Origin of the sequence: Sorangium aterium (assembly GCF_028368935.1) — a bacterium.
GTDB lineage: Bacteria > Myxococcota_A > Polyangia > Polyangiales > Polyangiaceae > Sorangium > Sorangium atrum.
On record NZ_JAQNDK010000001.1, the window covers coordinates 1,257,069 to 1,271,117 of the forward strand.

General features: G+C 70.9%; 12 protein-coding genes. 3 read left to right on the forward strand and 9 right to left on the reverse strand.

All coding sequences use genetic code 11. The annotated features are described in order from the left end of the window. The first annotated feature begins 279 nt into the window (after nucleotides 1-279). Nucleotides 280-801, forward strand: a complete 522-nt coding sequence (locus tag POL72_RS04610; protein ID WP_272093782.1) for a MarR family winged helix-turn-helix transcriptional regulator — start codon at nucleotides 280-282, stop codon at nucleotides 799-801. A 60-nt stretch (nucleotides 802-861) separates the two neighbouring features. Here POL72_RS04610 and POL72_RS04615 read toward each other — a convergent pair whose 3' ends face one another. Next, nucleotides 862-2,748 carry a sialidase family protein gene (locus POL72_RS04615; protein ID WP_272093783.1) on the reverse strand — a complete coding sequence of 629 codons (1,887 nt, stop codon included), beginning with the start codon at nucleotides 2,746-2,748 and terminating at the stop codon, nucleotides 862-864. Nucleotides 2,749-3,266: 518 nt separating this feature from the next. On the opposite strand from POL72_RS04615, the gene POL72_RS04620 reads away from it, so the two are divergent. Next, a complete protein-coding gene (locus POL72_RS04620) occupies nucleotides 3,267-3,884 on the forward strand; it encodes an ECF-type sigma factor (RefSeq protein ID WP_272093784.1) in 618 nt (205 codons plus the stop codon). Then, nucleotides 3,868-5,460, forward strand: coding sequence for a serine/threonine-protein kinase (locus tag POL72_RS04625; protein WP_272093785.1), 1,593 nt, complete (start codon nucleotides 3,868-3,870; stop codon nucleotides 5,458-5,460). The genes POL72_RS04620 and POL72_RS04625 overlap by 17 nt, the downstream gene beginning before the upstream one ends. A gap of 88 nt (nucleotides 5,461-5,548) precedes the next feature. Here the strand turns inward: POL72_RS04625 and POL72_RS04630 are convergent, their stop codons facing one another. The 8 genes from POL72_RS04630 to POL72_RS04665 form a co-directional block, all read right to left on the reverse strand. Continuing rightward, nucleotides 5,549-6,709, reverse strand: coding sequence for a homogentisate 1,2-dioxygenase (locus tag POL72_RS04630; RefSeq protein ID WP_272093786.1), 1,161 nt, complete (start codon nucleotides 6,707-6,709; stop codon nucleotides 5,549-5,551). Further along, complete coding sequence (locus POL72_RS04635; RefSeq protein WP_272093787.1) at nucleotides 6,709-7,860, reverse strand: 4-hydroxyphenylpyruvate dioxygenase family protein; 1,152 nt, start codon at nucleotides 7,858-7,860, stop codon at nucleotides 6,709-6,711. The genes POL72_RS04630 and POL72_RS04635 overlap by 1 nt, the downstream gene beginning before the upstream one ends. A 38-nt stretch (nucleotides 7,861-7,898) precedes the next feature. Next, nucleotides 7,899-8,021, reverse strand: a complete 123-nt coding sequence (locus tag POL72_RS04640) for a glutathione S-transferase family protein (protein ID WP_272093788.1) — start codon at nucleotides 8,019-8,021, stop codon at nucleotides 7,899-7,901. Next, a complete protein-coding gene (locus POL72_RS04645) occupies nucleotides 8,018-8,995 on the reverse strand; it encodes a fumarylacetoacetate hydrolase family protein (RefSeq protein ID WP_272093789.1) in 978 nt (325 codons plus the stop codon). Before POL72_RS04645 ends, POL72_RS04640 begins: the two co-directional genes overlap by 4 nt. A 291-nt stretch (nucleotides 8,996-9,286) precedes the next feature. Then, complete coding sequence (locus POL72_RS04650) at nucleotides 9,287-10,243, reverse strand: hypothetical protein (RefSeq protein WP_272093790.1); 957 nt, start codon at nucleotides 10,241-10,243, stop codon at nucleotides 9,287-9,289. A 435-nt stretch (nucleotides 10,244-10,678) separates the two neighbouring features. After that, nucleotides 10,679-11,125 carry a DUF3237 family protein gene (locus POL72_RS04655; protein WP_272093791.1) on the reverse strand — a complete coding sequence of 149 codons (447 nt, stop codon included), beginning with the start codon at nucleotides 11,123-11,125 and terminating at the stop codon, nucleotides 10,679-10,681. Then, complete coding sequence (locus tag POL72_RS04660; RefSeq protein ID WP_272093792.1) at nucleotides 11,122-12,348, reverse strand: flavin-dependent oxidoreductase; 1,227 nt, start codon at nucleotides 12,346-12,348, stop codon at nucleotides 11,122-11,124. Before POL72_RS04660 ends, POL72_RS04655 begins: the two co-directional genes overlap by 4 nt. A 216-nt stretch (nucleotides 12,349-12,564) precedes the next feature. After that, nucleotides 12,565-13,764 (reverse strand): MFS transporter, encoded by a 1,200-nt coding sequence (locus POL72_RS04665; RefSeq protein WP_272093793.1) that lies wholly within the window; start codon nucleotides 13,762-13,764, stop codon nucleotides 12,565-12,567. Between the last annotated feature and the right edge of the window lie 285 nt (nucleotides 13,765-14,049).

Below are 14,049 nucleotides of genomic sequence, written 5' to 3' on the forward strand. Positions count from 1 at the left end.
AGAGCGCGCCGCAGGCCTATGGCCCCCGTCCGCGCGGGTGATGCCGCGATGCTCGCCTCAACGCCGCCATGGCCCTGGCGACTGATGACCGATCGATTCCAGCGATCGGCCAGCGCGCGCCGGGGCCGCCAGGACCGCCGACGCCGAGCAGGCGGTCGAGCAGACGAGGCGGATCCACGTCGTCGAGGACGAGATAGGTGTAGCTACACCTGAACGGATGTCAAGCCGCGATCCTGGCCGTGATTTGACGGACCCGGTCGAAACGGTGTAGATACACTGGTGACTGATTTTGCCCGCGCCGCCCAGATCATCGCGAGCCAGTGCGCCCTCGTGCGCGTCCGCCGCGCGTCGCGCGCGCTGACGCGGCTCTACGACGAGAGCCTGCGCGCGGTGGGGCTCCAGTCGACGCAGCTCACGATGCTCGCCGCGGTCGCGACGTGCGGCGACGAGGGCGTGCAGCTCAGCGCGCTCGCGGACGGGCTCGTCATGGATCGCACGACGCTCACGAGGAACCTCGTGCCGCTCGAGAAGGCGGGCCTGCTCCGCGTGGCGAGGGCGCCCGACGACGCGCGCGTCCGCATCATCTCCCTCACGCGCCAGGGCGAGCGCGCCATCGAGGCGGCGTTCCCGCTGTGGGAGCGGACGCAGAAGCACGTCCGGGAGCAGCTCGGCGAGGGCAGGGCCGACGCGCTCCGCGAGGAGCTCGGCCGCGTCGTGGCCCTGGCCACGCGGCCCGAGAAGGCGCCGGCGCACGAGCGGACCGAGCAAAAGTCGCGGCAGGGCAAGCGCAAGGCGAAGTGACGATCACCGGCGGCGCGATGAGCACGGCGAGGCGCCGATGGAGCGCCGTACGACGCGCGCTCAGCGCGCCTTGAAGGCCTGGAAGAAGACGTCCGCCTGCGAGTGCGTCTGACCCGCGATCGGGTCCGCGGGGCTCCTGGGCTCCGTGATGAGATTGCGCAGGTCTCCCCAGGCCGAATAGAGCCTCTGCCGCTCCGACGTGACGTCGAGATACTCGCCGAGGTTGTAACAGGGCGCGACGACCCGATCGAAGTTCGTCGTCGGGTAGTTGGCACCGACAGGCACGTCCAGCGGGATGTTCGTCGGCGAGAGGCGGAAGGAGGTGTCCGTCACCTGTTGCCTGTCGCCCTCGCCGAAGGATTCCCCGTATTCGAACGAGCTCGCCATCTCCACGTCAACGGACCTGTCGCGGTTCTGCGTATAGTAAACGATGTGCACGTCGCTCCGGCGCTTGCCGATGGTCACGGCCGGGAGCACGTGATGGATGTTCTCCCCGGCCCCGGAGGTGACGGGGATCGGCGACGTCCACGTCCGCCCGCGGTCATCCGAGCGAATGAGGAAGACGTTCGAGCCCGATCCCGCTTCGCCGAAGATCTCGCTGGTGGAGGCCGACCAGGCCAGGTAAACGATACCGCGGCGCACCGCGAGCGTCGGCTGAACGATGAGGCGCGAGGCGTGCACGTAGGTGGGCAGACCGAATCGCCCCCTGCGGCGCGGCCCGTCGGTGATGGCCAGGCGTGGACCGCCGACGTTGCCGCAATCGATGAGCTCGCCGGGCTGAACCACGGGCAGGAGGGTCGGGTCCGGGGCTCCCGCGAGATTGAACTCCACAAACTCGAACGTCTCGCCGGCGTCACGGGACACCAGCATCCGGATGAAATCGGCGTCCGAACCGCTGTACTGAAGGAATGGCAGGTAGAGCGTGCCGTCGTGGCGATCCACGACGGGGTTCGTGAACTGGATCGCGTTCTGCGGCAGCGTGGGATCCGGGTTCGCTTCGGGGGCGAAGACGACCTTGGATGTCCAGGTCTCACCGCCGTCGGTCGAGCGCGCGAAACGGAGCTCGGTCCGGACGGGCGCCTCCGGGGGCTGGTAGCTGGTCCAGGTCACGTAGAGGTTGTCCCGGCGCCGGCGCACCGGGTCGGGGCCCACGGCCAGCCAGCTCTTGTCGGCGCCGTCGTCCTGGGCCACGAGCACCGCCTCGCTCCATGTTCGGCCGCCGTCGGTCGACCTGTTGGCCTGCACACCCAGCCGGCCCTCCGCGTCCGCGGTGAGCCCGGCGAAATGGAAGACCCCACGGCGATCCTCGCGCACGACAGGATCACCGAGCGTGGTCGTGCTCCCGGGCAGCGGAGGAATGAAGCCGCTCTTCCAGGTCACGCCGCCGTCGTTCGAGGTCGAGAAGCCGGAGCCAAAAAAAGTTTTGGGCACGATGGTGTTGTCGACCAGAACAGGCGTCACGCCGGCGGACGTGTTGTAGGCAACAACGATGTTGTGGTCATGCGCGGCGATCGAGGTCTCGCTCTGGGTCACCAGGACGAAGGGGCGTGTCGGCGGGTTGGTGCGAAACTTATAAATCTTGTCGAGCGCCGGATCGTTGACCTGAACGTTCTCTCCGATCGTCCGGATCGGCGGCGCGTATTCCGACCAGAGGGCCATCGGTCGCTCGGCGATCGTCGCCCGCGCGCGGTCTTCGAGCGTCGCGGGCGCGCCGAGGCCCGCGGCGCGAGTCGACAGCGCGACTCCGCTCTTCACCACGCTCCCGAGCGCGCGATCGTGGCCCTCGGCGAGCGGCGCCATGTCGAGCTCCGGTCCTTGCGAGCACGCCGAAAGCGCGGTCAGGGCAGCGAAGAGTGGTGCAATATAAACGATGTTCGCTCGTAAGGAACGCATCCTACCTCCTTGGGCTGGGCGCTCCGTCGAGCACACGCTCGCGCTCGCGCTCATCGCCCGCGTCGAAGCGGCAACGCGGAGCTGCCGCCAATAGAGCGTTCCGCGGCAATCTGCGCTCGGCGACGGCTCCTTTCCCGGCCGAGCGATCGCGAGCTCGCGGAAAGCCCTGCTTACTACTCCGCACGGCGGAGTCGCGCAACTCACAAAACACGCGATATCCATCTTCGATTCGGACACTCGCTGAAGCGCGGACGCTCCTGGAGGGTCGCTGCGCAGGGATGAACAGACTGAAGATCTCGTCGCCCCCGATCATCGACGCTGCGACGCCGAGCACCTCCAGCGTCGAGGTGACCGCGACGTCGAGGCGGCCACCGCGGCGCCGCCCGGCTTGGCCGCTGGGGCGGGGCTCCGCGGCGGGCGAGCATGGTCCCTTGACGGCTGCCGCCGGTCGGCCGGCGGGACGGCGCGGCGCGCTGGCGTCCCGCCCCGGACTGTTGTCACGGCGCGGCACGCGGTCGGGCTCGTCGGCCCGGCCGTATGGTGTACGCTCCGGCCTGAGCGAGGCGCCCCCCATGAACGCGAGCGATCGACGCGCCCCCGGACCGAGCGCCGGCGAGGCCATCACGGGCCTCCTGCACGCCGCCCAGGAGGGCCAGAAGGACGCCGCAGACGCCCTCCTCCGCGCCGTCTATGCCGAGCTCAAGACGATCGCGCTGGCCCGCGTCCGCCACCTCCGCGCCGGGCAGACCCTCGGCCCCACCGCGCTCGTCCACGAGGCGTACGAGAAGCTCTTCCGGGACGGCGAGGCCCGCTTCCAGAGCCGCGCTCATTTCTTCGGCGCCGCCTCCCAGGCCATGCGCGACCTCCTCGTCGACTACGCGCGCCACAAGGCCGCCCGGAAGCGGGGCGGAGACCGGGAGCGCGCCCCCGAGGAGGACATCCACGAGCTGCCGCTCGCGCTCGATCTCCCCGTCGAGGACCTCCTCGCCCTCGACGAGGCCCTGCGCAAGATGAGCCAGGAGCACCCGCGCAAGGCCGAGATCGTGATGCTGCGCTACTTCGCGGGCCTGACCGAGGACGAGATCGCCGAGCTCTCGGGCGTGACGACGCGCACGGTCGAGCGCGACTGGCGCTTCGCGAAGGCGTGGCTCTACCGGGCGCTCCACGGCGGCGATGAGCCCGCCCCTTGATCCGAGCGAGGTAGAGGCGCTCTTCGAGGCGGCGCTCGACGAGCGCCACGAGCGCCGCCGGGCGTTCCTGGAGGCCCGGTGCGCGGGCCGCCCTGAGCTCCTCCGGGAGGTGTGGAGCCTGCTCCGGAGCGACGGCGCGCAGCCGGACGGGTTCTTGAAAGGCGCCGCAATCGCCCTCCCGGACCGCGACGAATCGCTGAGCCCCGGCGCGCGCATCGGGCGGTTCACGGTGCTCGCCAAGGCCGGACAGGGCGGGATGGGCGTCGTCTATTCGGCCTACGACGCGGAGCTCGACCGCCGCGTCGCCCTCAAGCTCATCGCGCCGGGGGGGTTCGATCCCGAGGATCGGGCCCGCCTCGTGCGCGAGGCGCAGGTGATGGCCAGGCTCTCGCACCCGAACGTCGTCCCCATCTACGAGATCGGCGAGCACGAGCGGGGCGTGTTCGTGGCGATGGAGTTCGTCGACGGCCGGACGCTCCGCGACCTGCGCGGCGAGCAACCCCGCGCGTGGGAGGCCGCGCTCGCCGCGGGGATCCAGGCCGGCCGCGGCCTCGCGGCGGCGCACCAGGAGGGGCTCGTCCACCGCGACGTCAAGCCGGACAACATCCTGATCGGCAAGGACGGCCGGGCGCGCATCGCCGATTTCGGGCTCGCGCGCCTCCATGTCGAGGAGGACCGGCCCCTCTCCGGCGGGGGCTCCGGCGCCGAGATCCCCGGGGAGGACGCGCTCCGCGCGCAGCTCACGGCCGGGAGCGCGTTCATGGGGACGCCCGCGTACATGGCCCCCGAGCAGGCCGAGCGGAGGCCGGCGACGGCGAGGAGCGATCAATGGAGCTTCTGCGCGACGCTCTACGAGGCGCTCTACGGGGAGCCGCCGTTCGAGGGGGAGGACGTCCGAGCGCGGCTCGACGGGGCGCGGCGCGATCTCCTGAGGCCGGCGCCGGCCGGCTCGAAGGTACCGGCGCGGGTCCGGGGCGCGCTCGCGCGCGGGCTCCGCGCCCGGCCCGAGGAGCGGTGGCCGAGGCTCGACGATCTGCTGAGCGTCCTCGCCGATGAGCTGGCGAGGAGCTCCGAGTTCGATCTCACGGTCTCCAGGCGCGAGCGCATCCGCTTCGGCCTCCTGATCGGCGCCCTCGGCGTCGTGATGGCGACGGTGGGCATCGGCCGCGTCGTCCCGGTGGTCCGCCCCGTGGACCTGTTCGCGATGGGCTGCGTCACGGCGCTCGCGGGGCTCACGCTGCTCCGGGTGTTCCGCCGCCCTCTCTCGAAGAGCGCGGTGAACCGGCGGATCGGCCACGTGGTGAAGGTGCTGCTCGTCGCGATGCTCCTTCACCGGGCGCTCGCAGTGATCACGGACGAGCCCGTGGAGCGCGCGCTCGCGACGAACCTGCTCCTCTTCGCGACCGTCCACGCGACGGCCGCGCCGAGCCTGCCGAGGGCGAGCTGGATAGCCGCCGCCCTCTGCGCGGCGTGCTCGGCGGCCGCCGCGGTCTTCCCGGAGCACGCCGCCGCGATCTACGTCACGGGCGTGCTGGGCTCGCTGACGCTCGCCATCGTGGTGTGGCACCGCGAGTAGCGCGTCATCGCCTGTCCCTGTCGATTCACGGCGTCCGGCTCGCGCTGGAACCCAACGAGATGGTCGTCGGCCGAGCGCCTGACCCCGATCATGGGCCGGCGATGAAGCTGTCCTGGTAGCCCGGGTCCTCCACCGCGAGCGCGGCCGCGGTGGCCGAGAGCGGGCGGATCGTGTCGAGCATGACCGCAAGCTCGCTCGTCTCGCGGGCCCCGAGGCTCGCCTCGTACGCGCCGGGGTGCGGCCCGTGCGGGACGCCGGCGGGGTGGTGCGAGATGCTGCCGGGGCCGACGCCGCGGCGTGAGGTGAAGTTGCCGCGGCAGTAGAACAGGAACTCGTCGCAATCGACCGACGAGTGCGGGTACGGGCACGGGATCGCCTCCGGGTGGAAGTCGACAGGGCGCGGCACGAAGCTGCAGACCAGGGCGCCCCGCGCGGCGAACGTCCCGTGCCAGTCCGGAGGCAGGTGCACGAGCCCGACGCGCGCCTGGAAGCGCAGGATCGGGAACGCGAACGGGTACACCGTCCCGTCCCAGCCGACGACGTCGAGCGGCGAGCGCTCGAGGGTGAAGCCGTGGAAGGCGCCGCCGCGCTTCACGACGAGCGCGCGGATGCCCTCGTCGAGAGGGCCGACGAACGTGGGCCGCCGGAAATCGCGGTGCGAGTACGGCGCGTCCATCCGCAGCTGGCCGACCTCGTTGCGCCACTTGCGCGGGAGGTGGATGTCCTCGGCCTCGATCGAGAGCCAGCGCTGGGGCGCGGCGTCCGGGAGGAAGCGGTAGAAGAGCCCCTTCGGGATGACGACGTAGTCGTCCTGCTCGAAGCGCAGATCGCCGAGCATCGTGCGCAGGACGCCGCCCCCGTGGAAGATGAAGAACAGCTCGTCGGCGTCGGCGTTCGCGAAGTACACAGGATCGGCCGCGTCCGGCTGGACGAGCCCGATCACCGCGTCGTCGTTGAAGAGCAGCGGCACGCGGCAGTCGACAGCGGGCCCGCCCCGCCGCGGCAGATCCTGCGACCGGTAGTGCCGCTTGGCGAGCGGGCGCGCCGCCGCGGCGACCGGCAGCGTGAAGCCGTGCGCGGCCTCCGCGACCCGGTGCTCGTGCGGCCGGCGATCGTGGTAGGCGATCGTGTAGGGGCCGTCGAAGCCCGCCCGCGTCAGGCACTCCTCGTAGCGGAGATCCCCCGCCTCGCTCCGGAGGGCAATGTGGTGCTTGGGCGGGACGATCCCGGCGACGACGCGATCGAGCATCAGCCGCTCCCGTCCGCTCTTTGCTGCCGCTCGATGCTCTCGAACAGCGCCCGGAAATTGCCGGCGCCGAAGCCGCGGTCCCCCTTGCGCTGGATGAGCTCGAAGAAGAACGGCCCCGCGTCGGGATCGCGGTGCGTGCCTGACGACTCCTTCAGAAAGATCTGGAGGAGGTACGACCGCGCGCCGTCACCGTCGACGAGCACCTCGAGCTCCCGCAGCGCCGCCGCGTCCTCGTCGATCTGCCCGATGCCGAGCTCCCGCAAGCGCTCGGGCAGCATGTCGTAATAGGCGGCCGGGGTCGGCATGAACTCCACACCCCGCCCGCGCATCGCGCGCACGGCGGCGAGGATGTCCTCCACGGCGAGCGCCACGTGCTGCACCCCGTCGCCGCGGTGCTCCTCATTGAAGACGTTGATCTGCGAGCTCTTGAAGTAGGGCCGGTAAGGCTCGTTGTTCGCGAACTTCACGCCCGAGGCCGGATCCCACATCACGGCCGAGCGCAGGCCCGAGCCGTGGTCCGCGTCCTTCGCAACGTCGTTCGTGTGGAACGCGATCTTCCAGAACGGCTCGAGCCCGAGCACCTGCTCCATCCAGAGCAGGGCGGGCGCCATCGTCTGGAAGTTCGAGGTGATGTGATCGAACCGGGTGATCCCGAACCGGTTCTCGCCGCCGCGCGGCGCGTCGTAGGCCACGCAGCCGGGGAACAGCGCCCGATATCCGCGCCGCTCCACGAAGCGAAAGGTGGTGTCGCCGAACGGCGTCGTGATCGAGAACGACGCGAACGCGCCGCCCTCGTCCGTCGCTCTGTGGATCTCGTCGATCGGCGTGCCCCCGCGGCCGTCGAGCAGCCGGAAGGCGCGGTCGATGTCCTCGACCTCGAAGATGACCGTGCCCACGCCGTCCGGGTGCTTGCGCAGGTAGCGCCACGCCCGCCCGCCCTCGCCGGCGGGCTGCGAGCACACGACGACGCACTCGCCGGCCTGGAAGACGACCGACTGCTGCGCCGCCGCCGCCGTGAGCTCCGGCGAGCTCGCGGCGATCTCCTGAAAATCGAGCTTCTCCGTGTAAAACTTGCGGCTCCGCTCCAGGTCGCGCACGTAGTAGTGCAGCGCCTCTACCCGCTTGATGCCGATCGACTCCACCTTGGCCATTCGAATCCTCCGTCGCGAGGGGGTAACGCAGGGGCGAGCTAGGCGACCGGATCGACCTGGCGGTCGGCGTGGGCCGCCTGGAAGGCGGGCAGCGCCGTGCGCTCCGCCTCGATCCGCAGCAGGGTCGAGAGCGGCGCGAGATTGACCTCGCAGGCGCTCATCCGGATACCACCCGCTGCGCGATGCGCCCGAACAGGCTCTCTCCCGCGCGATTCAGCATCTCGATCATGATCGTGTCTCCTGGCTTCATGAACGGCGTCCTGGCCGCCCCGTCCGACAGGATCTCGAGCATGCGCTTCTCGGCGAGGCACGACACGCCGCGCGCCGGATCCCGGTTCGAGACGGTGCCGCTGCCGAGGAGGGTCCCCGCCGTGAGGCTGCGGGTCCTGGTGACATGCTCGATGAGCTCGAAGAACGAGAAATGCATCTCCGGGCCGGCCTCGGGATCGCCGATGAGCGCGCCGTTGTAGGTCGAGCGGAGCCGCAGGTGGACGCGCCCATCGTCGAACGCGCCGTCGAGCTCGTCGGGCGTGATCGCGAACGGCGAGAACGCGGTGGCGGGCTTGGAGCAGAAGAACCCGAACCCCTTCGCGAGCTCGGCGGGCACGAGGTTGCGCAGCGTCACGTCGTTGGCCAGCAGGAACAGGCGGACGTGCCGGTGGGCCTCTTCGCGGCGCGTGCCCTGCGGCGTGTCGCCGAGGACGACGCAAACCTCGGCCTCGAAATCCAGGCCCCACGCCTCGTCGCGCAGGACGATGTCGTCGGTCGGGCCGAGGAGGACGCCGGAGCCGCCCTGGTACACAAGCGGATCGGTCGTCAGCGTCTCGGGGGGCTCGGCGCCGCGCGCCTTGCGCACGAGCACGATGTGGTGGATGTACGCCGAGCCGTCGATCCACTCGTAGGCGCGCGGAAGCGGCGCGGCGAGCGCTTCCACGGCGAGCGGGGTCACCGCCGCGCCGCCGCGCTCGATATCGTCGGCGATGCGGCGGAGCGCGGGCTCGGCGCGCTCCCAGTCGTCCAGCGCGGCCTGGAGCGTGGGGAAGGCCGCGCCGGCGGGCGCGTAGGCGAGGCCGTCGCGGCGGACGACGACGAGCGTGCCGTCACGGCCGGGGCCGCGGAGAGAGGCGAGCTTCATGCGCGAGCGAGCTCCTCTCGGCGCCCCGGCAGTCTCTTCGCCTCCGCTGGACGAGCAGGAGCCCCGTCGCGCCTGCCAGGGCTCGTCCTCGTTTGCGCGCTGTGCACCGAGTAACCGGTTGAACGGATCCGCATGAACACCGGATTGGATGTTTTCACGACGCCCCACGATCTCGCGCAGCGCGCCATGGAGGTGATTGCAACGATCTCTTACCCGATCCCTCTGACTCGCGGCATAGGCATACTCACCTATGCCGCGGATCGTGGGCGCGGAACCCCACCGTCCCGGGGATCACTTCTGCAGCTGGACGCCCAGGAACAGGGCGTTCCCCTTCGCCCCCGACAGATCGCTTCTTTGATAGCCGAGCGCGACACGCGCAGCGTGCCCCTCGATGATGTAGCCCAGCTGGGCATCGATGAGCAGATAGGAGTCGGCGTTCTTCGGCTTCGCTTGTTGCAGTCGGACCAGAGGCTGCAGCTTCCCGACGCCGATGTTGCTCGGCGTGAGGTAGCTCGCGAGCGCAAAATAAGAATGGTCGAACCTCTCGAAGTCGCCGAAGTACTTGTAAAATGCGCCCTCGAGCGTGATGGTGCCCGCCGTCCCGAGGTTCTTCTCGAACAGGAGGTCGGCGTTGACCTCGCCATAGGTGTCCTTGCGCGGGGTGCCTGGGGGCTCGCCCGCCGCAGGGGGCGGCAGCGGCTCGACCGAACCTTCCTTCTGCACCTCACCCGCCACGCCCAGCGCGAGGATGCTCTTCTCGCCGAGGTACGTGGCTTTCTGGTAATAGGCCGGCTCCGGGTCGAGCAAGCTCAAGTTGAGCCTCGCCGTGTAGAGCGGGCTCACCGAAGAGTCATGCAGGTTGAAGGCCCCCACGTAGTACTTGAACAGGCCACCTGCCGCCTTGCCCCAGGCGGTTACCCCATCGTTGCGCCCGAAAGGCCCCTGCCTCGGCCCGATCGGCGGCGCATAGGGCTCGAAGAATCCGGGATAGTTCCACGGCCCCATCGACCACGGCCCGGAGAAGGCGGAGCGATCCGACGGCACGATCATGCGACCGATCCAGACGTTCAGCAGATCATGGAACTGGAACTTGGCGATGACGTCACGGATGGTCACGCTGCCCGTGATGTTGCCCCCGGTCGGGGTCGGCCCGAACTGAGCGACGATCGCGCCCTGCAGGCCGATGAATCGGTTGATTTCGCCTGAAAACGACAGATCCAGCTCTCCGTCCCCGAGCAGCCGGTCCATCTTCTCGCGCGCGCCGGGGTTCTGTAAGCGACCTCCGACGCGGGCCCAGGCCGCGACGCTGACCGGCTTCTTCCATGGCTCCTTGTCCGCCGGCGGTGCCGTCGAAGCTGCACCGGACCCGGCAGCGCTCTGCGGCGCCGGCGCGCCAGTGTGGGCTTCCGCAGACGGCGCTGGCGCTGCGCTCGCGTCTGCGGGAGGGCCCGCGGGTTCGGTCGCGGGGGCCGCGCTCGTCGGACTTTCGCCCGTGGGCGCCGGCGGCGCATCGGGCGGCGGTTGTGCCCGTGCCGAGCGATGGAAGGAAGTGATGCCGAGGATGACGGCCAAGAACCCTGCGCCGACATCGCCCCGGCGTGTCGCCGCTCTCGTCTGTTTGCTCATGCGTTCTCCGTGTCAGGCCATCCGAGATCTCGACGATCTCGGCCACGCTCGCGCCCCCTAGCCGATCTCGTACACCGTCAGCCGCACCCGGTCGGCCAGCCGCTCGCCCACGGACAGGGCCAGCACGGCGTTCAGCCGCAGAAGCCCTGGCGCCGAGGTGCGCATACGGATGGCGGTGCGGAAGTAGTAGAGCCCGGGGTCCACCGCCTCGCCGCGCCCGAGCGCCGCCAGCACCTCCGGCGGCCCGGCGCGGACGCCCTCGGAGACGATCTCCACCGTCCCATGGCCGGCGATGTCGAGGATGTAATGGGCGGAGATGTCCATCCGCCCGTCGGCCCAGATCGTCTGCCAGTCGCCGCCCGGCAGCACACGCCCCTCGAGGCCGCCGGCCACCGTGCCGCCGACGATCGGGATGAAGCGCCGGCCGGGCGAGCTCGGATTAACGGTGACCGGCGGGTCCACCGCCACCTCGAGCGTCATCAGGGGGACGAGGGGAGGGCTCACGCGCGGGGCTCCGAGGCGCGCTTCAGGCCGGTCAGCACCTTGTAGCGGGCGGCGATGGCCTCCAGCTCGCCGGGGGCGAAGACGTCCTCGATACGGTCGAATCCGTCGGGCGCGCGGTCCTGGGCCATCTGCATGCACTGCTCCGGACCGTTGCCGCGATTGGCCGCGACGATGGCGGCGGTGGCGGGCAGGCGCTCCGCCTCGTACGCGGCCAGCGCTTCCACCGGATCGGCGTGGGCGGCGAGCGCGCGGACCAGCGCGCGGGCGTCCAGGATGGCCTGGCTCGCCCCGTTCGAGCCGATCGGGTACATGGGATGAGCGGCGTCCCCCAGCAGCGTCATGCGCCCATGGCTCCAGCGCGGCAGCGGATCGCGGTCGACCAGCGGGAACTCGTAGATCGCCTCGGCGCCCCGGATCAGGCCGGGCACATCCAGCCAATCGAAGCGCCAGGCCTCGAACCTGGGCAGGAAGTCGGCAGGATCGCCCCGCCGGTTCCAGTCCTCCCGTCGCAGGCTCTCGGCGACGGTGAGCTCGGCGATCCAGTTGATCGTCTGGCGGCCGTCCGGCCCCGGTGGGGAGATGGGATAAGCGACGAACTTCTGGTCCTGATGTCCGGCCATGATCATGCTGGCGCCGGTGAGGAAGGGCGCCGCCACGCTGGTCGCCCGCCACAGGATGCGACCGCCGTAGACCGGCGGCCCCTCGTCCGGATAGAGGCCCGCGCGCGCCGCCGAATGGATGCCGTCGGCGCAGATCAGGAGATCGGCGGACACCTTGCAGGCCACGCCCTCGCGGTTGAGGAAGCGCGCCGCGATGCGGCCCTCGCCCTCGTCGTGGTCCAGGAGGCGCCGGTCGCAGATCACCCGGTCGGGGCCCAGCCGCTCGACGGCGGCGTCGAACAGCACGCCCTGCAGAGCGCCGCGGTGCAGGGAGATCTGCGGCGCGGCGTGACCGGCGAAGCGGCCGCGCGGCTCGCCCCAGATGCGCTGGCCGAAGCGGTTGAAATAGACAAGCTCGCGGGTCGCCACCCCGTGGGCCATCAAGGCCTCGACCAGGCCCAGCTCGTCCAGCACCTCGCCGGCGTGCGGCAGGAGGTTGATGCCGACCCCGAGCGGCAGGATGGTAGGCACGGCCTCGAACACCGTCACCTCATGGCCCCCGGCGTGTAACGCCAGAGCTGCGGCCAGGCCGCCGATCCCGGCGCCCGCGACGATTACCTGCATGAGTCCTCCCGCAGACATGCGGCTCGACGCCGCCCCTCGTTGAAGCTGCCTCCGCGCGGGCGAAGCGCGCGACGAACAGCACCGCCAGCGCCAGCAGCAGCCAGTCCTCTCGAACGATCCAGCGGGCGGCGCCCCTCGGGACGGCGCAGGCCGAAGGCCCCGCCGCCCGGAGGACGCCCGGCGCGCGGCCGGGCGCCGATCGCCCCCGCCATTCCCTCAATCACCTGCGTAGCGTCCGCGAATGGTCATCACCGCCGCGGCAACCCCGGCCGACAGCACCACCGGCACCATGGCCATGGCCACGCCGGCAGGGCCCCAGCCCTGGCCCAGCAGGTGGCCCGCCACCAGCGGCCCGCCGATGGAGCCCAGCCGGCCGGCGGCGATGGAGGCGCCGGTGGCCAGCCCGCGCGCCCGCGCCGGGTAATAGAGCGGGATGACGCCATAGAGCGAATATTGCGCGCCCAGCAAGAAGAAGCCCGCCAGGCCGGCCAGCGCCAGCACCGGAAGCAGGCTGTTGGCCCCCGCCAGCCCGAACAGCGCCAGGGCCAGGGCGGGATAGGCCGCGATGATGGGAACGCGCGGCCCGAACCGGTCCACCAGCAATCCGATGACCCAGCAGCCGACGACGCTGCCGGCATTGAACGCGAAGGCGGCGCCAGCACCCCCCTTTCCGCCCAGGCCCTTGGCCGCCACCAGCGATGGCAGCCAGTTGAGCAGCAGATACAGCACGAGCAGCGTCAGGCCGAAGGTGAACCAGGCCAGCAGCGTGACCAGCAGCCGGCCATGGCCGAACAGCGCCTGCCCCCCGCCCTGCTGCTGGGCGCCGCCGGCCGCCGCCGTGCGGCTGTCGGGCATCAGGAGCGCGATGGCGGGCAGCAGCAGCAGCGGCAGCACGCCGCCGGCCAGGAAGATGCTGTGCCAGCCGAACCGTGCCAGGAAGCCGGCCGCGAACAGCGCCGCCAGCGCGCCGCCGGCCGGCATGCCGCTGAACATCAAGGTGGTGGTGCGGGTCCGCCGATCGGGCGGGGCGATTTCCAGGGCGACGGCCACCAGGGTGGGCATCGCCGCCCCCAGGCCTGCCCCGGCCAGGAGCCGGTAGACGCCGAGCGACAGCGGTCCACCCGCCACGACGGTGGCCAGCGTGAACAGGCCGAACACGCCGACGGCCATCATCAGCAGCGGCTTGCGGCCCATGCGGTCCGCCATCCAGCCGCCGGCCAGCGCGCCGCAGACCAGCCCGACCATGCCGGCCCCGAACACGACGCCCGCCTGCCCGGGCGTCAGGCCCAGGGCGGGGATCAGCAGGGGGGCGGCCACGCCGATGGCCTGGATGTCGAACCCTTCCAGCAGCGCGATCAAGAAGCACAGCGACAGCGTGACGGCGCCGCGCGGCGCGTGAGGGGGCGATGCGCCCATGGGGAAACCTCCCGTTTCCTTCCCGTTGCCCGGGATGGTTGCAGCTGGCCGCAGCCGAACAGATGCGGTGATTGAGCGTTCTGGTCCGAGTTCGCCGTCCGTCCTCGCATCGCACGATGCAGGTGACTGCAACGACTTCGTACCCGAGCCCTCTGGATCGAGGCATAGGCATACCCGCCTATGCCTGGGGGCGAGACGCTGTCAGGCGACAGGTATCTTGCTGCCGCGATGGGGGTCCAGGCGGAGGCAGGCGCGGTGGCTGCAGGATCGGGTCGCGCCGGATGG